Below are 17,765 nucleotides of genomic sequence, written 5' to 3'. Positions count from 1 at the left end.
CGACATTTTCGTGACGCCTGCCGCCTGACGCGGCCGCGGCGGCCCGGCAGTGGCAGGCGCCGCCCGATCTCCCGGCTATGGTCGTATCACCACCCGTCCGACGATTCCCGATGGCTGGCCGGGTTCGGGCTGGACGATCAGCGCGACGATCCGTTCGCCGGCGCCGGCCGGCAGCGCCGCCTCGATCGGCCCCTCGTGCGCATCCGTCTTGGTCGCGACCTTGCGCCCATCGATCCAGAGGTCGGCACGCCCGGCAATCGCGGCAAAGGCGATCCGGCCGCCCTGCGCGGCGATCGCCCGGACCGGGGTGACGCGGGCCCGGTAGACTTGCCAACCCGCGCCCGCCTCGGCGGGCGTCGCGGTACCGCTGCGGACGAAGGCCCAGCTGTTGTTGTCGCCGTCGGCGGGCGCGAGCGTCGGATTGGGGCGGCTTGCCAGCACCGGCGAGCGCCGCCACGCGTCGATCGTCCGCTCCGCCGCGGCGGGGGCGACCTGCGCCCGTGGCGCCGCCGCGAGCCGGTCGATCCGCAACAGCGCGGGTTTCAAGCCCGGCGCGGTCGCACGCAGCACGATCCGCCCGCGTCCGCCCGCATCGGCCTGCACGATCGCCTGTGCCAGCCCGTTGAACAGCGATCGCGCGTCGCCCTTCTCGGGCTCGTGGCTGTTGGGGTCGCCATTGCCCAGCCCGATGATCGCCGCCCCCTCGATGCCGAACCGCACGGGCAGGTTGGCGGTCGGCACGTGCCGGCCGCGCGCATCCATGGCATCGACGGTGACCGGCTGCACGTCCTCGCCATCGCCCGCCATCACCCGCCGCGCCGGGGTCAGCCGCAGCGCGACCGGGGGCCCCGCGGTCTCGTGCCCCGCCCGTGCCACGACGCGGCCGCCGCGATAGGCGATCGCCTCCAGCGTGCCGGGCGCATAGGGGATCGTGAATACATTGCCCATCAGCCGGTCGACCGCCGCCTCGCCGACGACACGGCCGTTCAGCCTGAGAACGACCCGTTCGGCGTTGCTGGTGACCAGCACGGGCACCGACTGCCCCTCGCGCCCCGGCCACGTCCAGTGCGGGGCGATGCCGACGACCGCGGTATCGTCGATCCAGCCGGCGCGATGGATGTCATAGGCGGTCTTGCGGAACCCGCAGAGGTCGAGGATGCCGAAGAAGCTCGATATCGTCGGCCAGGCATAGGGCGTCGGTTCGCCGTGATAGTCGAAGCCCGTCCACACGAACCCGCCCGCGACGAACGGTCGCCGCGCGATCTCCGCCCAGGCCTGTCGATGCGTCGCGCCCCAGGACGCGGCCTCGTCGTCCATCGACGATGCGACGTGCGCGGCGGCATCGCGGACGAAGGCGCCGCGCGTCTCGAACGCGCTCGTATCCTCCGAACTGGTGATCGGCTTGGTCGGGTTGAGCGCGTGGAACTTGTCGTAGTCGCCCGGATAGTAATTGAAGCCGACGACGTCGACCACACTGGACACGTTGTCCGGGTTGAAGAACGACCCGTTCATCGCCGCCGTCACTGGCCGGCTGTCGTCGAGTCGCTTCACCGCATTGGCCATCCGCCGCACCATCTCGACGCCCGCGGCGGTGCCCTGCATCGGCTCTTCGTTGAACACCGACCACAGGATGACGCTGGGGTGGTTGCGGTCGCGCCGCACCAGCCATTCCAGCTGCGCCATGTAATCGGGCGCCGGATTGAAGTTGCGGTTCTCGTTCATGACGAGGAACCCCATCCGGTCGCACAGGTCGAGGAAGGCGGTCGCCGGCGCGTTGTGCGAACAGCGGATCGCGTTGCAGCCGAGTTCCTTCAGCCGCTCGAGCCGCCACGCGAGCAGCGCGTCGGGCACCGCCACGCCGACGCCGGCATGGTCGAGGTGCAGGCACACGCCCTTCAGCTTGACGGGCGCGTCGTTGACGAACAGCCCGCGGTCCGCATCGAAGCGGATGGTGCGGAAGCCGACGGGCACGCGCCGGGTGTCGACCGTCGCCCCGTCCCGCTCCAGCGTCACCGCGACGGTATAGAGCGTCGGCGTTTCCACCGACCACAGCCGCGGCGAAGGCACCGGGATGGTTAGGGCAAGGTCGACCGCGCCGAGCGCGGGCACCGTCGCCGGGGTTGAACGCACCGTGGCGATGCTGCGGCCGTCCGGATCGACCAGCGTGGCGACCGCGCACACCTCCGCCGCCATCGCCGCGATCGACCGCGCGGACACCGTGACGGGTACGGTCCATGCGCCGCCGGTCCGCCGCGGGTCGCAATGGACGCCGTCGGTGACGATCGCCACCGGCGCGCGCCGCGCCAGCCAGGCGTGGCGATACAGGCCGGCGCCCTCGTACCACCATCCCTCCATCGCATCGGCGTCGACGCGAATCGCGACGACGTTGGTCTGGTCGCCGAACCGCGCGAACGGCGTGATGTCGACGTAGACGCTGTTATAGCCCGACCAATTGTGTGCGACGACGCTGCCGTTGACCCAGATCGTCGCGTTGGTCGCGATCCCGTCGAATTGCAGTTCCAGATACCGGCCGCGATCCGCGGGGTCGAGGCGGAAGGTCCGGCGATACCAGCCGATCCCGCGCGGGCGATAGCCCTGCGACGGATTGGCGGTTTCGACGAACGGCTGGAAACTCGCCCAGTCGTGCGGCAGCGTCACCGCCTGCCAGTCGCTGTCGTCGTACGCCATCGCCGCGGCACCACGGGCGTTGCCGGCCTTCGCGCGCAGATAGGTTTCCTCGTGCGTGGTCGACGGGGGGACGATCAGATCGCCCTCGTGAAACAGCCAGCCGGTGTCGAAACCGGTCCGCGACGGGTCGACCACCGGGAGCGGCGCCAGCAGCGCGTCCCCCGGCAGCGGCATCGGCAACGCGCCATAGTCATTGCGCGCCACCGCGGCGGCCCCGGCGGTTCCGGGCAAGGCCAGCGTCAGACCGGCACCGGCGGACCCCAGAAGCTGCCGCCGGTCGATCGTCATGCCGTCTTGCCTCCGATGGTCGTCGCGACCGGCACCATCGCCCCGGTCAGTTGCACCCAGTCCGCCCGCAGCCCGACGGCGAGCGTGCCCCGTTCCGCCTCCAGCCCCAGGAACGCCGCCGGGTTGCCCGCGGCAAGGCGTGCCGCCACCACCGGCTCCAGCCCGAGCATCCCCATCGCATTGGCGACCGCCGCCGCCATGTCGAGGTCCGATCCCGCCAGCGTGCCGTCCTCGTACGAACAGATGCCGTCGCGAACGCGGATCCGGCGCCCCTGCAACACGAAATCCTTGTCCTTTGCGCCCACCGACGACATCGCGTCGGTGACCAGCATCATCCGCTCGATCCCGCGGGCGCGCAGCGCGATGCGCAGCACCGCGGGCGCGACGTGGACGCCGTCGACGATCAGCCCGCACCACGGCCGCGGATCGTCGAGCGCGGCGCCAACCAGCCCGGGCTTGCGCTGGACCATCGCCGGCATGGCGTTGAACAGGTGGGTGACGCCGGCGAGGCCCGCATCGAACGCGGCAAGCGCGGTGTCGTAGGACGCCTCGGTATGCCCCGCGCTCACTCGGACGCCCGCGGCGGCCAGCCGCGCGATATCGTCGAGCTGCGCCAGTTCGGGTGCCAGCGTCACCATCACCACGCCCCGCCGGGGCCGCGCGAGCAGATCGACCATCGCCGCGTCGAGCAGGCGGAAGCGCGCGGCGTCGTGGATGCCCTTGCGCGCGACGTTGAGGAACGGCCCCTCGATATGGACGCCGACGACGCCGGGCACGCCCGCGTCGATCGCGGCATCGACCGCATCGAGCGCCAGCGCGATCCGCTCGGGCGAATCGCTGATGAGTGTCGGCAGCAGCGCCGTCGTGCCGTAGCGCGCATGCGCCGCGGTGATCGCGGCGATGCCGTCGACGTCGGTATCGTCGTTGAACAGCACGCCGCCGCCGCCGTTGACCTGCGTGTCGATGAAGCCGGGCATGACCCAGCCGCCATCGAGGTCGACGCAATCGCGCGCGCCCTCGTCGAGCGGGCGGATGCTCGCGATCCGGTCGCCGGTGACGACGATCTCCGCACCGCGCCACAGCTGGTCGGCCACGACGACGTGGCCGTTGATGAAACGAAAGGCCTCGCTCATAGCGTGCGCGTCACCTTCGCCAGATGTGGCGGCGTGTCGGGATCGAGCCCGCGCCGCCGCGACAACGCCTCGGCAAGGCCGTAGAAGCTGGCGAGCAGCAGGATCGGCTGCACCGCCGGATGCGCGTCGAGCGCGGGCAGCACCGCGCGCGCGTCGCCGGCATGCGCGGCGAGCACCGCCGCGCCACGGTCCGCGAACGTCTCGACCACCGCCATCACGTCGTCGCCGGCGGCATCGCTGGTCGCGAGCGCGAGCACGGGAAAGCCTTCACCGACGATCGCCATCGGGCCGTGGCGCACTTCCGCCGCGCTGAACGGTTCCGCCTGGACCTGGCACGTCTCCTTCAGCTTCAGCGCGCATTCCTGCGCCACGCCGAAGCCATAGCCGCGGCCGATCACGAACATCTGCGTCGCCTGCGCCAGCGGTTCCACCCCGGCGCTCCAGTCGAGCGCGACCGCCCGGTCGAGCTGCGCGGGCAGCGCATCGACCGCCGCCTGCAACGCGGCATCGCCGGACCAGGCCGCGACCAGCGCCGCGAGACCCGCCATCGCGGCGATGCACGATTTGGTCGCGGCGACCGACTTCTCCGGCCCGGCGCTGAGGGCGAGCAGCGTGTCGGCCATCGTCGCGAGCGGCGACGTCTCGTCGTTGACCAGCGCCACGACCTGCGCGCCGCCCTTGGCCTGCGCCTCCACCGTCGCGAGCAGGTCCGGGCTGCGCCCCGATTGCGAGATGGCGATGCACAGCGCGCGGCGGGTGGCGACCGGCGCGTCGAACAGCGAGGCGACCGACGGCGCGGCGGAAGCGACCGGCACGCCGACCATCGTCTCGATCAGATATTTGCCGTACATCGCGGCATGGTCCGACGATCCGCGGGCGCAGGTGACGACGACGTCCGGCGCGGCGGCGCGCAGCCGCTCGCCGACTTCGGCGAGGCTCGCGCGGTTGCGCTCCAGCAGGCGGGCGACGGTCGCCCCCGCCTCCAGCGTCTCGGCGCGCATCAGCGTGGCGACCGGTGTCTCGGCAATCGTATCGGTCGTCACAAATCGCGCCCCCCAGGCGGTGTCAGGTGTCGGCGAGCTCCGCCACGAAATCGTAGCTGTCGCCGCGGTAATAGGATCGGGTGAATTCGACCGCGCGTCCGTCGCGCAGGAAGCCGCGGCGTTCGATCAGCAGGCCGGGCGAGCCCGGATCGACGCCCAGCATCCGCGCGTGGTCGCCGCCGAACGGCACCGCGCGCAGCCGCTGCAACGCCCGCACCGGGCGATGCCCCGCATCGGTCAGCGCGGCGTAGAGCGAGGTGTCGACCGCCTCGATCGACGGAAGGCAGAAGCCCGCGATCGTCGACAGCTCGAGCGCCATCGGCACCTCGTCGGCGAAACGCAGCCGCTGGAAGCGATAGACCGGCGCGCTCGGCGACAGCGCCAGCGCCATCGATTCCTCGGGACTGACCGTCCCCATGTTGCGCGAGATCCAGGCGCTGCTCGGCACCCGTCCGCGCGCGATCATGTCCTCGGTGAACGACGACAGCTTACTGAAATTCTTTTCGACGCGCCCCGCGACGAAGGTGCCCGCACCGCGACGGCGCGTCAGCAGCCCGTCCTCGACCAGCCCCTCGATCGCCTTGCGCACGGTGATCCGCGACACGCCGTAATCGACCGCCAGGTCGCGCTCGGCCGGAATCGCATCGCCCCGCGTTATCACCTCGTTGCCGATGGCGTCCCGGATGAGCTGTTGCAGCTGCAGGTAGAGCGGTGAGGGATTGTCGGTGCGAAACCGCCCCACCCTGCTCACGAAACTCATCGACGACTCCCTCTTCCGCTGGTCATGGCCGATCGGTGCCACGCCGCGCAGAACAGCGCCAGTCATGCCCCCTGACGCGCCGCATCACACTTGTCTTAGATTGGACTTGTCGTCAATCACCTGTCGCAGACCTTTGACCGATATCGGATCGGTCCGGCGCGGCGATGGGCCGAAGCCGAGCCGGTCCGGGCCGCCCGGCGCCGCGGCGACGCTGGCCGATCCATGCAGCGCGTGCGCCCCCGTCGCGGCCAGCAGTGCAGCCGCATTGGACGGCGTCACCCCGGCGCCCGCCATGATCGTGCAGCGGCCGCGGGCGTGCGCCACCATCCGCGCGATCGTGGCCGCCCCCGCGACCGCGTCGGGCGCCCCGCCGGAGGTGAGCACGATGTCGAAGCCGAGCGCCGCCGCATCCTCGACCGCTGCCACCGGGTCGTCGACCACATCGATCGCACGGTGCAGGGTCAACATCGGCCGGGCGGGGCCGAGCGCCGCGATCCATTCGCGCATCGCGGCGACGGCCAGCCCGCCGCGATCGGTCGCACCGAACACCAGCCCCTGCACGCCGGCAGCCACCAGCGCCAGCGCCTCGGCCCGCGCGACCGCTAGATCGTCCGCGTCATAGTCGAACCCACCGGGCCGCGGCCGGACCATCGCATGCACCGGCACCCCGGCCGGCCGGGCGACCGCCAGCACCGCCTCGACCAGGCCGGCCGACGGGGTCAGCCCCCCGAGCGCGAGCGCCGAACACAGCTCGATCCGGTCACAGCCGCCGGCGATCGCCGCCACCGCGCCGGCCGGCGACTCGACGCAGATTTCCAGCAGGACGCGTTTCGCGACGGCGTTGGCAGACGTCATCATTACGTTTGAACCTCTCTGTTCGACATAAACCAACGCTCCGAACAGCCCCCGGGACACAAGCTTATCCGCGATTTCAGGGCCGATTTTGCCGGCCCTTGAAATATGACAATTTTTTTATAGGCCATTTGGTATGAATTGGTTATGAAGGACCGTATCGGGCCTGCGCAGCCAGGGTGGAAAAACACCTGCGTTACCCGATCTGTCGCCGGTTTCGCGACGGCTTTCGGATTGGGGGGGACATGCGACCGGGCGTGTTCCGAAGAAGGACTATCCTATGCGCCTGCGCCACGCGATCCTCGTCACCACCGCCCTCGCCGGTTTCGCCGCCACCGCCCAAGCGCAGGACGCGCCCGCCACTGCCCCCGCGCCCAGTGCGACGCCGCCAGGCAGCACGACGCAGGACGATGCCGCCGCGGGCGACGACATCCTGGTGACCGGCTATCGCGGCAGCCTGCGCGAGGCGATCAGCGTCAAGCGCAACGCCAATGCCGTCGTCGACGTCATCACGGCCGAGGATGTCGGCAAGTTCCCCGATCGCAACGTCGCCGAATCGCTGTCGCACATCCCCGGCGTCAGCATCGACCGTCGCTTCGGCGAGGGCGAAAAGGTCGCGATCCTCGGCACCGATCCCGCGCTGAACCGCATGCTGCTCGACGGCCACGCGCTCGCCTCCGCCGACTGGGGCGGCAACGACAACGATCCCTCCAGCCGCACGTTCAACTATTCGCTGCTCGCACCCGAACTGGTCGACCGGCTGGAAGTCTACAAGTCGCCCGAACCGCGTATCGAGGAAGGCAGCATCGGCGGCACCGTGATCGTCCGCACCCGCCGCCCGCTCGACCTGCCCGCCAACTCGCTGTTCGCATCGGGCGGCTATTCGTACAACGATCGCAGCGACAAGGGGAATATCCGCGGCTCCGGCCTGTACAGCTGGCGGAACGCGGACGAGACGTTCGGCGTCCTAGTCGCGGCCACCTACGACAAGCAGAACCTGACGCGCGCCGGCGTCGAATTCTTCGGCTATCAGAGCGGCGCCGACTTCTTCCAGAAGAATGCCGACGGCACCGTCCGGCGCGACGCATCGGGTCAGGGCATCCTCCTCAACCCGAACGCGACAGTCACCGGCGGCAAGAACGACCTCATTTCCGCGGTCGCGCCGTTCGGCATCAACTACGCCTATTTCCAGCAGCAGCGCGAGCGCAAGAGCGTGTCGGGCACGATCCAGTATCGTCCCAGCAGCGACCTGACCTTCACCGTCAATGCGCTGCACATCGACGGCAACTACAACAACTACAGCCAGTCGATGTACACCATCCCGGTCGCCTGGACCGGCAGCGTGCTGCAGACCGCGAACGTGTCGAACGGCGTGGTCAATTCGGCGTCCTTCGCCGCCGCCCCCAGCCAGAGCGCGCAGCTCGACACGCTGGTCCGCCACACCAAGCTCAAGACCGACAACGTCAACCTGTTCGCCGACTGGGAGGGCGACGGCGGCGCGAAGGTGGCGTTCGCAGGCGGCTGGTCGAAGGCTACCGGGGGCCGCAACCCGGAATATCTGTTCAACGTGCAGACCAAGCTGCCGTTCAGCTACGCCTTTACCAACGACAGCGCACAGGTGAACTTCACCGGCGACCTGACCAACCCCGCCAATTATTTCACCAACCCCAACAACAACCCCGCGCAGATCGAGGGGCGCCCGGTCACCACGTCGACCGGCGCGCAGCTCGTCGCCGCGCAGATCGGCGGGCTCGACTATAGCGTCACGACCGACCGCGACATCTTCGGCGGTTATGACGCCACGATCCCGCTCGCCTTCGGTCCGTTCAAGGAAATCCTGCTCGGCAGCCGCGTCACCGACCACGTCAACCGCATCGACGGTCGCGGCATCAACACCTATCTGACGCGCTCGCTCAACGGGTCGCAGCTCGGCGTCACCACGCTGACCACGCCGGACGGCACCTTTTCGGGCAGCGGCGGCAGCGGCAACGCGACCAAATATCTGAACCTGCCCGAACAGGCGGTGATCGACATCCTCGCCAACGCGATCAACAGCCCGCTCATCACCAAGGTCGGCGCCTCGACGCAGGTCAGGGAGACCGTCGCGGCGAGCTACGTCCAGGCCAATTTCGACCAGGGCGGCCTGCGCGGCAACATCGGCGGGCGGCTCGTCTACACCCGCGACGTGTCCAATTACGCGCTGTCGCTGACCACGATCGCCAATCCCAACCCGATCCCGACGCCGACACGCACCGTGACGGATTATCTGAAGTTCCTTCCCAGCCTGAACGTCGCCTACGAGATCAGCCCCAAGTTCATCGTCCGCGGCGCCGCAGCCAAGGTGATCTCGCGCCCGCGCTATCAGGATCTGGCGGCGTCGATCTCGCAGAACGACGTCACGCTCGACGCCGGCGGCGGCAACCCGAACCTCAAGCCCTATCAGTCGACCAACTACGAACTGACCGCGGAATGGTATCCGCGCGCCGGCTCGCTGGTCGCGGTCGAACTGTTCCGCCGCGACATCTCGAACTACATCATCAACACCCGCGCCGATGCGCTGCTGTTCAATTCGCTCCAGAACCGCCTGACCACCTACAGCGTCTCGCAACCGATCAACGGCGGCAAGGCGAAGGTGAACGGCGCGCTGATCTCGGCGCAGAGCGAAATCTGGGGCGGCTTCGGGCTCCAGGCCAACTACACCTATCAGGACAGCAGCACCTCGTCGGTCGATACGACCGGGGCGGAACTCAACCTGCCCTATCTGTCGAAGCATACCGTCAACGTGATCCCCTATTTCGAAAGCGGACCGTTCCAGGCGCGCGTCAGCTACAACTACCGCACCTCCTATTTCCGCACGATCGGGCGCCTCGGCAGCCGCGAGATGGTGGCACCGTACAACCAGCTCGACGCCTCCGCCTCGCTCGAACTGCTGAAGGGGGTGATCCTCAGCGTCAACGCGCAGAACCTGCTCGACGAAACCTATCTCCAGTACAACGCCACCCCGGATCGTCCGACCGCCTTCTACAAGAACGGGCGCACCTTCTCGGCGGCGGTGTCGTTCCGGATGTGATCGTCCGCCGCCGCCCGTGCGGCGGCGGCACCGCCTTCCCCGTGGCAGCGCGCAGACCCCGGCGCGCCCCGGCCCTCGGCCCCGGCCCGCGCAGATGCGCGGCCGGGGTTTTTTTTGCCGCAGGCCATGGACGCCGCCCGATCGCTCCTGCAAGATACATTCAATACCAAAACAGAACCAAGGGGCTGTCATGAGGCATATCGCAGGGATCGCCGCCGTCGCCGGTTGCGTCATGCTCGCGCCCCCCTCGTTGGCCGCCGACCGCGCGCCCCTCCCCCTCGTCCCCATGCCGCAGTCGGTCGCCCAAGGCGGCGCCGGTTTCACCGTGCGCGACGCGATGCGCGTCGGCGCCGCGGATGCGGGAACGATGGCGGCGGCGCGGCTGCTCGCCGACCACGTCGCGACGGAGCGCGGCCTGACGCTCGTCCCGGCCGCGACGGGCGATATCCGCTTCGTGCGCGACGCCGCGGTCGCGGGCGACGAGGCGTATCGGCTGGAGGTGGGGCGGCAGGGCATCGTCGTCGCCGCCTCGGGCGACCGCGGGCTGGTCCATGGCGCGATGACGCTCGCGCAACTGCTCAGCCCGGACGGCGCATTCGGCCGGCCGGTGGTGGTGCCGGGCCTGACGATCCGCGACGCGCCCCGCTTCGGCTGGCGCGGGCTGATGATCGATCCGGCGCGGCACTTCCTGCCGATGCCCGCGCTGCGCGCCATCGTCGACCAGATGACGTCGGTGAAGCTCAACACGCTGCACCTGCACCTCACCGACGACCAGGGCTGGCGCGTCGAGATCCGCAAATATCCGAAGCTGACCACGGTCGGGGCATGGCGCGTACCGCCGTCGGCCGGGGGCGCGGAAACGCCGACGCGCGTCGGCGGCTTCTATACGCAGGCGGAGCTGAAGGATCTCGTCGCCTATGCCGCCGCGCGCGGCATCGTCATCGTGCCGGAGATCGACCTGCCGGGCCATGCGCAGGCGCTGGTCGCCGCCTATCCCGATCTCGGCATCCTCGGCGATACGCCCGCGGTCAGCAACCAATGGGGCATCATGCCCTATCTGTTCAATCCGGGGCCGAAGGGCATCGCCTTCGTCGAGGACGTGCTCGACGAACTGATGGCGATCTTTCCCGGCACCTACATCCACCTCGGCGGCGACGAGGCGGTGAAGGACCAGTGGCAGCGCAGCCCGGTGGTGCAGGCGCAGATCAAGGCGCTCGGCCTGAAGGACGAGGACGCGCTGCAAAGCTGGATGATCGACCGCTTCGGCCGCTATCTCCAGGCGAAGGGGCGCCGGCTGATCGGCTGGGACGAGATTCTGGAAGGGGGCCTGCCCGCCTCCGCCTCGGTGATGTCCTGGCGCGGCGAACAGGGCGCGGTCGCGGCGGCGAACATGGGCCACGACGTGGTGCTGACGCCGGGCCTGCCGCTGTACCTCAACAACCTCCAGAGCACGCGCAGCGACGAACCGCCCGGCCGGTTCGATGCGATCGTCACACTGGCGAAGGTCTATGCCTACGACCCGCTCCCGGCGGGGATCGCGGCGGACCGCGCGCATCACGTGCTCGGCGCACAGGGCAATCTGTGGAGCGAATATATCGTCACGCCGCGCCAGTTGCAGCACCTCGCCTTCCCGCGCGCGGGCGCGCTGGCGGAGATCGCCTGGTCGCCCGCCGGCCGGCGCGATTTCCCGGACTTCCTCGCCCGGCTCCAGCCGCAGATCGCCCGCTGGCGCGCGTCCGGCATGGCGGTCGCCGACAGCGCCTTCGCGGTCGATTTCGCGCTGCAGGGCAGCCGCGGCGACGCCCTGCGCGGCAAGCGGCCGTCGGTCGCGCTGTCGACGCAGGCGGGCTACGGCACGATCCGCTACACACTCGACGGCAGCGCGCCGGGCGCGCGATCGAAGGCGTATCGGACGCCGCTCGGCCTGCCGTCGGGCACGACGATCCGCGCCGCCGCCTTTGCCGCCGGGGCCGCGACCGCCGCCCCCCGCGCCTTCACCCTCGACCGGCCGGGCCTGCTCGGCCGCGGGACGAGCGACCTCGTCGCCTGTCCGGGCGGCACGATCGGGCTGCGGGTGCCGCCGACTGCGGACGCCACCGCCGACGCGCCGGTGTACAACGTCGATATCTTCGACACCTGCACCGTCTATCCCGCCGCGCCGCTCGACGTCGCGACCGGCTTCACGGTCGAGGTCGCGCGGCTGCCGCGCCCCTACGGCCTCGCGCACGATTTCACCAAGGTGCGCCGCTATTTCAACGTGACGCCGCATGGCGAGCTGACGATCAGCGCCGGCTGTGCGGTGGACGAGATGAGCAGGACGCCCGTGATCGCCACCTTCCCGCTGCCCGACCCGGCGACCGCGCCCGCCCGCTTCCGCTTCACGGGCGCGTTGCCGCGCATGGCGGGGGACACCGATTTGTGCCTGCGCTTCACCGCGCCGGTGTCGGGGCCCTATTATGCGATCGAGCGCATGCAGCTGACGGAGGCGGGCCGATGAGGATCGTGTTCGCCGTCGCACTGCTGTGCACCGCCTCCTCGGTCGCGGCACGCGAGACCGTGCCGCTGCCCCGCGACTGGCAGGTGCGGATCGACCCTGCCGACACCGCCGCCACCCGTGCCCACCCGAAGGAGGCGCGCTGGTTCCCGGCACGCGTTCCCGGCAGCGTCCAGGAGGACCTGATCCGCGCGCGCCGCGTGCCCGACCCGTTCGTCGCCACCAACGAAGGCGCGATCCAATGGGCGGGCCTGACCGACTGGCAGTTCCGCACCGGCATCACCGTCACCGCGGCGATGCTGGCGCACGGTCATCTCGACCTGGTGTTCGACGGGCTCGACACCTTCGCCACGGTGCGCGTCAACGGCCGGCCGCTGCTGACCGCGGACAACGCGCATCGCCGCTGGCGTGCCGATGCCAAAGCGTTGCTGCGGGCCGGACGCAACGAGATCATCGTCAGCATCGCCTCGCCGATCCGGACGCTCCAGCCGATGGTGCTGAAGGAACAACACCCGCTGCCCGGCGAATATGACAGCGCGTTCGGCGACGAGCCGAAGGGCGTCCAGACCAGCCCGTACATCCGCAAGCCCAAATACCAATACGGGTGGGACTGGGGCCCGCGGATCGTCACCACCGGCCTGTGGCGCCCCGCCCGGCTCGAGGCCTGGGACGAAGTCCGTGTGGATCGCCTGAGGGTGGCGCAGGACGCGCTGACCGATGCCGAGGCGCGGTTGACCGCGCACGCGACGATCGTCGCCGACCGCGCGCGCACCGTAACGCTGTCGACCGTCGTCACCGGGCCGGACGGCAGCCGCCAGTCGGTCGCGCGCACCGTCGCGGTCGCGCCGGGCAGCAATGCCGTGACGATCCCGCTGAGCATCGTCCGCCCGCAGCGGTGGCAGCCGGTCGGCTATGGCGCGCAGCCGCTCTACACCGTCGCGACGACGCTGGACGGCGATACGCAGACGCGCACGATCGGGCTGCGCACGGTCACGCTCGATCGCTCCGGCGGCGCCTTCGGCTTCGTCGTCAACGGCGTGCCGATCTTTGCCAAGGGCGCGAACGTCATCCCGTTCGACAGCTTCCCCGCGCGCGTCGACCCCGCCGAGCCCGAAGGGCTGTTGCGGGCGGCGCGCGACGCCAACATGAACATGGTCCGCATCTGGGGCGGCGGCTATTATCTCGACGACGCTTTCTATGCCGCCGCCGACCGTCTGGGGCTGATGGTGTGGCAGGACTTCATGTTCGGCGGGTCGGTGACGCCGCCCGACGCCGCCTTTCGCGCCAGCGTCGCGGCGGAGGCGGACGAGCAGGTCGCGCGGCTCGGCGATCACCCTTCGATCGTCCTGTGGGCGGGCAACAACGAAGTGCTGTCGGGGTGGGAGAATTGGTCGGACCGCAAGGCGTTCAAAAAGGCGGTCGGCGCGGACGAACAGGAGCGGATCGGCACCGGCATGGCGGTGCTGTTCGACCGGGTGCTGCGCGGCGCGGTCGTCGCGAACAGCCCCGGCACGCCCTATATGCCGGGATCGCCATCGACCGACTATGAAGCGCCGGTCGATACGGACGCCAATGGCGACCGCCATTTCTGGGACGTGTGGTCGGGCAGCAAGCCGGTCGAGAACTACCTCGATTCCTGCCCGCGCTTCATGAGCGAATACGGGTTCCAGGCGATGCCGACGATGGCGACGATCCGCGGCTTCGCCGGCAAGGGCGCGCTCGATCCGGACAGCCCGGTGATGAAGGCGCACCAGAAGTTCCTGGCGGGCGAAGGCAATGCGCGGCTGCGCCTCTATCTCGACCAGCGGCTGCGTCCCGCGCGGGACTTCGCCGATTTCGTCTATTTGACCCAGGTGAACCAGGCGCAGGCGATCGGCCTCGCCGCGCGGCATCATCGTGCCTGCCGGCCGGTGACGATGGGGTCGCTGTTCTGGCAGCTCAACGACGTCTGGCCGTCGATCAGCTGGTCGAGCATCGATCACCTCGGCCAGTGGAAGCTGCTGCAATATGAAGCGAAGCGTGCCTTCGCGCCGCAGGCGATCGTCGCCGAGCATCGCGCCGGCGCCACCCGGATCGTGCTGGTGTCGGATGCGACCGCCCCGGTCGCGGCGCACTGGCGGATCACCGTGCGCGACATGGCCGGCGCGACGCTGAACCGGCGCGAGGCCGCGGTGACGCTGGCACCGCTCGGCACGACGACGGTCGCGACGCTGCCGGACGCCGAGCTGTTCGGCACCGCCGATCCGGCGCGCAGCTATGCAGTGGCGGAGTTGCTGATCGATGGCCGGACGGTCAGCCGCGCGCTGGTCGAGCGGCTGGTGCCCAGGGACATGGCCTATCCCGATCCGGGCCTGACGCTGCGCCGGTCCGGCGACACCGCGACGATCACCGCCCGCAACCTCGCGCGCGCGGTAATGGTCGACATGGGCGACGCACCCGGACAGGCGAGCGACAGCGGTTTCGACCTGCTGCCCGGCGAGAGCGTCACCGTGACGCTGACCGGCAAGCAGACGCCCACGCTGCGGACGTTGGCGCGATGACGGCATATTGCCGATCGCCCGGCATGTGGGCATCCGACGGCGCGACGGCGCGAAGAGGGTTGGTTCACGCGGAGGCGCGGAGGCGCGGAGTGGCTGCGATCCGGGCGACCGACGCATTCCCCCAAGATGGCGGCAAAGCCTGCGGCAGCAGGATTCGTTTGGTGAAGGGTGCGATACATTTGGTCCCGCTGCCCCCTTCTCCTCTCCGCGCCTCCGCGCCTCCGCGCGAACCCCATCCTCCTTCGCGCCTTCGCGTCACCGCGCGAAACCCTTCCTTCCGACCGATGGGACCGACACGATGATCCCCGCTCTCCTCCTTCTCGCGCAGGTTGCCGATCCGGTCACCGCCGCCATCGCGGCGATGACGCCGGAACAGAAGGCCGCGCAGCTGCAAAGCACCGCGCCCGCCGATGCGACCGCGAAGCTGCCCGCCTACGACTGGTGGAACGAGGGGCTGCACGGGCTCGCCCGCAACGGCCACGCCACGGTGTTTCCGCAGGCGATCGGCCTCGCCGCGACGTGGGATACCGACCTGCTGGAACAGGTCGGCACCGTCGTATCGACCGAGGCGCGCGCGCGCTTCAATGCCAAGCCGGTCGGCGCCGATCGCCGCATCTACGAGGGGCTGACGATCTGGTCGCCCAACATCAACATCTTCCGCGATCCGCGCTGGGGCCGCGGCCAGGAAACCTATGGCGAGGATCCCTATCTCACCGGCAAGTTGGGGGTGGCGTTCATCCATGGCCTGCAAGGGCCCGATCCGCTGCACCCGCGCGTCGTCGCGACGCCCAAGCACCTCGCCGTCCACAGCGGTCCCGAGGCGGGGCGCGACGGCTTCGACGTCGATCCCAGCCCCCGCGACCTCGAGGCGACATACCTGCCCGCGTTCCGCCGCGCGGTGACGGAGGGCAAGGCGCAATCGCTGATGTGCGCCTACAACAGCCTGCACGGCATTCCCGCCTGCGCCGCATCGTGGCTGATGAACGACCGCGTGCGCACCGCATGGGGCTTCACCGGCTTTACCGTCTCGGACTGCGACGCGGTGTCGAACATCCACAGCTTCCACCATTACCGACCCGACGCCGCCGCCGCCGCGGCCGCCGCTGTGCGGGGCGGCACCGATCTCAATTGCGGCACCGCCTATGCCGCGCTGCCGCAGGCGCTCGCGCGCGGGCTGGTGACCGGGGCGGAGGTGGACACCGCGCTCGCCCGTGCGCTCCGCGCGCGACAGGCGCTGGGCATCGCCTTCGGCGCGACGAGCCCGTGGTCGCGCATCCGGCCGACCGAGGTCGCGACGCCGGCGCATCGCAAACTCGCGCTGGAGGCCGCGCGCAAGTCGATCGTGCTGTTGCAGAACACCGGCGACCGCCTGCCGCTGCGCAACGGCACGCGGATCGCGGTGATCGGCGCCGATGCCGACGACCTCGGCGTGTTGCAGGGCAATTACCACGGCACGGCCGTCGCCCCCGTAACCCCGCTCGACGGCATCCGCGCGCGCTTCGGCGACGGCAACGTCACCTATGCGCAAGGATCGATCCTGGCCGAGGGCGCCGCGGTCGTCCTGCCCGAAACCGCGCTGCGTACCGACGGCAAGCCCGGCCTGCGCGCCGATTATACCGCCGCCGGCGCGCACGCGGCCCGGCGCGATCGCCGCATCGATCTCGACCTCAACCGCGCGGCCCCCGCCCCCGGCCTGCCCGCTACCGGCTATACCGCGCGCTGGACGGGCGAGTTCGTGCCCCCCGGCCCCGGCCGCTACCGCCTGATCCTCGACCAGTCGCAATGCTGGAAGGATTGCACCATGCACGATCGCGCACGGCTGATCCTGGGCGGCCGGACGCTGCACGACGGCGACCTGCGCAGGGGCCGCGTCGAACTGACCGTCGACAGCGACGGGACGCCGCAGCCGATCGAGCTGACGCTCGACCACCGGTCGGAGGACGAGAGCTTCCGCCTGCTCTGGATCCCGCCCGCCGAACCGCTGCTCGCGCAGGCGGTCGCGGCCGCGCGGCAGGCGGACGTCGCGGTCGTCGTCGCCGGCCTGTCCCCCGATCTGGAGGGCGAGGCGCTGTCGGTGCAGGTGCCCGGCTTCGTCGGCGGCGATCGCACCGACATCGCGCTGCCGCCGCCGCAGCAACGCCTGCTCGACGCGCTGCGGGCGACGGGCAAGCCGGTCGTGCTGGTCCTGACCAGCGGCAGCGCGGTCGCGGTCGATCCCGCCGCCGATGCGATCCTCGCCAATTGGTATCCGGGCGAAAGCGGCGGCACCGCGCTCGCCGACGTGCTCGCCGGCGCGGCCAATCCGGCGGGACGGCTGCCGGTGACGATCTACCGGTCGACCGGCGACCTGCCCGCCTTCGTCGACTACGGGATGAAGGAGCGCACCTATCGCTACTTCACCGGCACGCCGCTATGGGGCTTCGGCCACGGGCTCAGCTACACACGCTTCGCCTATGCGCCCCCGCGCGGCGCACCGACGGTCGCCGCGGGCAGCGACCTGCGGATCGACGCCACGGTCACCAACGCCGGCGCGCGCGACGGCGACGAGGTGGTGCAGGCCTATCTGGTTCCCCCGACGCCCGCCGCGCGGGCGGGGTTCACCGATCCGGTGCTGCAACGCCAGCTCGTCGGCTTCCGGCGGATCGCGGTAAAGCGCGGGCGCACCGCGCGCATCGCCTTCACGCTCGATCCGCGCGCGATGAGCATCGTCGATCGCGACGGTCGCCGCCACGTCGTGCCGGGGGCCTATCGCGTCTGGATCGGCGGCGGCCAGCCGGGCGACGGCGCGGGCCGATGGCACGATTTCACGGTGACGGGCACCGACACGGAGCTGCCGAAATGACGCGCGACGCCACCCCACCGACCGGCGCCGGCGCGATCGACCGCCGCCTGTTCCT

At 70.3% G+C, this 17,765-nt stretch carries 9 protein-coding genes; 4 read left to right on the top strand and 5 right to left on the bottom strand.

Going from position 1 to position 17,765, the window contains the following annotated elements; translation table 11 throughout:
• Positions 1 to 75 precede the first annotated feature (75 nt).
• The 5 genes from galA to LPN01_RS09555 form a co-directional block, all read right to left on the bottom strand.
• Entirely contained in the window at positions 76 to 2,976 is a 2,901-nt protein-coding gene (galA, locus tag LPN01_RS09575; RefSeq protein ID WP_262828164.1) for a beta-galactosidase GalA, read from the bottom strand.
• Positions 2,973 to 4,109 carry an N-acetylglucosamine-6-phosphate deacetylase gene (gene nagA, locus LPN01_RS09570; protein ID WP_262828163.1) on the bottom strand — a complete coding sequence of 379 codons (1,137 nt, stop codon included), beginning with the start codon at positions 4,107 to 4,109 and terminating at the stop codon, positions 2,973 to 2,975. The genes galA and nagA overlap by 4 nt, the downstream gene beginning before the upstream one ends.
• On the bottom strand, positions 4,106 to 5,110 hold the full coding sequence (locus LPN01_RS09565) for an SIS domain-containing protein (RefSeq protein ID WP_262828258.1): 1,005 nt from the start codon (positions 5,108 to 5,110) through the stop codon (positions 4,106 to 4,108). The genes nagA and LPN01_RS09565 overlap by 4 nt, the downstream gene beginning before the upstream one ends.
• A gap of 64 nt (positions 5,111 to 5,174) precedes the next feature.
• Positions 5,175 to 5,912: a GntR family transcriptional regulator gene (locus LPN01_RS09560; protein WP_262828162.1), complete on the bottom strand. Its 738-nt coding sequence runs from the start codon at positions 5,910 to 5,912 to the stop codon at positions 5,175 to 5,177.
• Between the two features lie 84 nt (positions 5,913 to 5,996).
• Positions 5,997 to 6,770, bottom strand: a complete 774-nt coding sequence (locus LPN01_RS09555) for a copper homeostasis protein CutC (RefSeq protein WP_262828161.1) — start codon at positions 6,768 to 6,770, stop codon at positions 5,997 to 5,999.
• A 274-nt stretch (positions 6,771 to 7,044) separates the two neighbouring features.
• On the opposite strand from LPN01_RS09555, the gene LPN01_RS09550 reads away from it, so the two are divergent.
• The 4 genes from LPN01_RS09550 (at position 7,045) to LPN01_RS09535 (ending at position 17,710) form a co-directional block, all read left to right on the top strand.
• Positions 7,045 to 9,834 (top strand): TonB-dependent receptor, encoded by a 2,790-nt coding sequence (locus LPN01_RS09550; protein ID WP_262828160.1) that lies wholly within the window; start codon positions 7,045 to 7,047, stop codon positions 9,832 to 9,834.
• A 190-nt stretch (positions 9,835 to 10,024) separates the two neighbouring features.
• Positions 10,025 to 12,331, top strand: a complete 2,307-nt coding sequence (locus tag LPN01_RS09545) for a beta-N-acetylhexosaminidase (RefSeq protein WP_262828159.1) — start codon at positions 10,025 to 10,027, stop codon at positions 12,329 to 12,331.
• On the top strand, positions 12,328 to 14,868 hold the full coding sequence (locus tag LPN01_RS09540) for a beta-mannosidase (RefSeq protein ID WP_262828158.1): 2,541 nt from the start codon (positions 12,328 to 12,330) through the stop codon (positions 14,866 to 14,868). Before LPN01_RS09545 ends, LPN01_RS09540 begins: the two co-directional genes overlap by 4 nt.
• Positions 14,869 to 15,166: 298 nt before the next feature.
• Positions 15,167 to 17,710, top strand: a complete 2,544-nt coding sequence (locus LPN01_RS09535; RefSeq protein ID WP_262828157.1) for a glycoside hydrolase family 3 C-terminal domain-containing protein — start codon at positions 15,167 to 15,169, stop codon at positions 17,708 to 17,710.
• Positions 17,711 to 17,765: the final 55 nt, after the last annotated feature.

This window comes from Sphingomonas sp. A2-49 (assembly GCF_025548555.1).
In the GTDB taxonomy this organism is placed as follows: Bacteria; Pseudomonadota; Alphaproteobacteria; order Sphingomonadales; family Sphingomonadaceae; genus Sphingomonas.
This window is presented reverse-complemented; position numbering and strand designations above follow the sequence as displayed.

Excerpts from the sequence above, each read along its gene's own strand:
- LPN01_RS09540 (WP_262828158.1), top strand. The coding sequence starts at position 12,328 with ATGAGGATCGTGTTCGCCGTCGCACTGCTGTGCACCGCCTCCTCGGTC.
- LPN01_RS09545 (WP_262828159.1), top strand. The coding sequence starts at position 10,025 with ATGAGGCATATCGCAGGGATCGCCGCCGTCGCCGGTTGCGTCATGCTC.
- LPN01_RS09555 (WP_262828161.1), bottom strand. The coding sequence starts at position 6,770 with ATGATGACGTCTGCCAACGCCGTCGCGAAACGCGTCCTGCTGGAAATC.
- LPN01_RS09565 (WP_262828258.1), bottom strand. The coding sequence starts at position 5,110 with ATGCGCGCCGAGACGCTGGAGGCGGGGGCGACCGTCGCCCGCCTGCTG.
- LPN01_RS09550 (WP_262828160.1), top strand. The coding sequence starts at position 7,045 with ATGCGCCTGCGCCACGCGATCCTCGTCACCACCGCCCTCGCCGGTTTC.
- LPN01_RS09535 (WP_262828157.1), top strand. The coding sequence starts at position 15,167 with ATGATCCCCGCTCTCCTCCTTCTCGCGCAGGTTGCCGATCCGGTCACC.
- galA (WP_262828164.1), bottom strand. The coding sequence starts at position 2,976 with ATGACGATCGACCGGCGGCAGCTTCTGGGGTCCGCCGGTGCCGGTCTG.
- LPN01_RS09560 (WP_262828162.1), bottom strand. The coding sequence starts at position 5,912 with ATGAGTTTCGTGAGCAGGGTGGGGCGGTTTCGCACCGACAATCCCTCA.
- nagA (WP_262828163.1), bottom strand. The coding sequence starts at position 4,109 with ATGAGCGAGGCCTTTCGTTTCATCAACGGCCACGTCGTCGTGGCCGAC.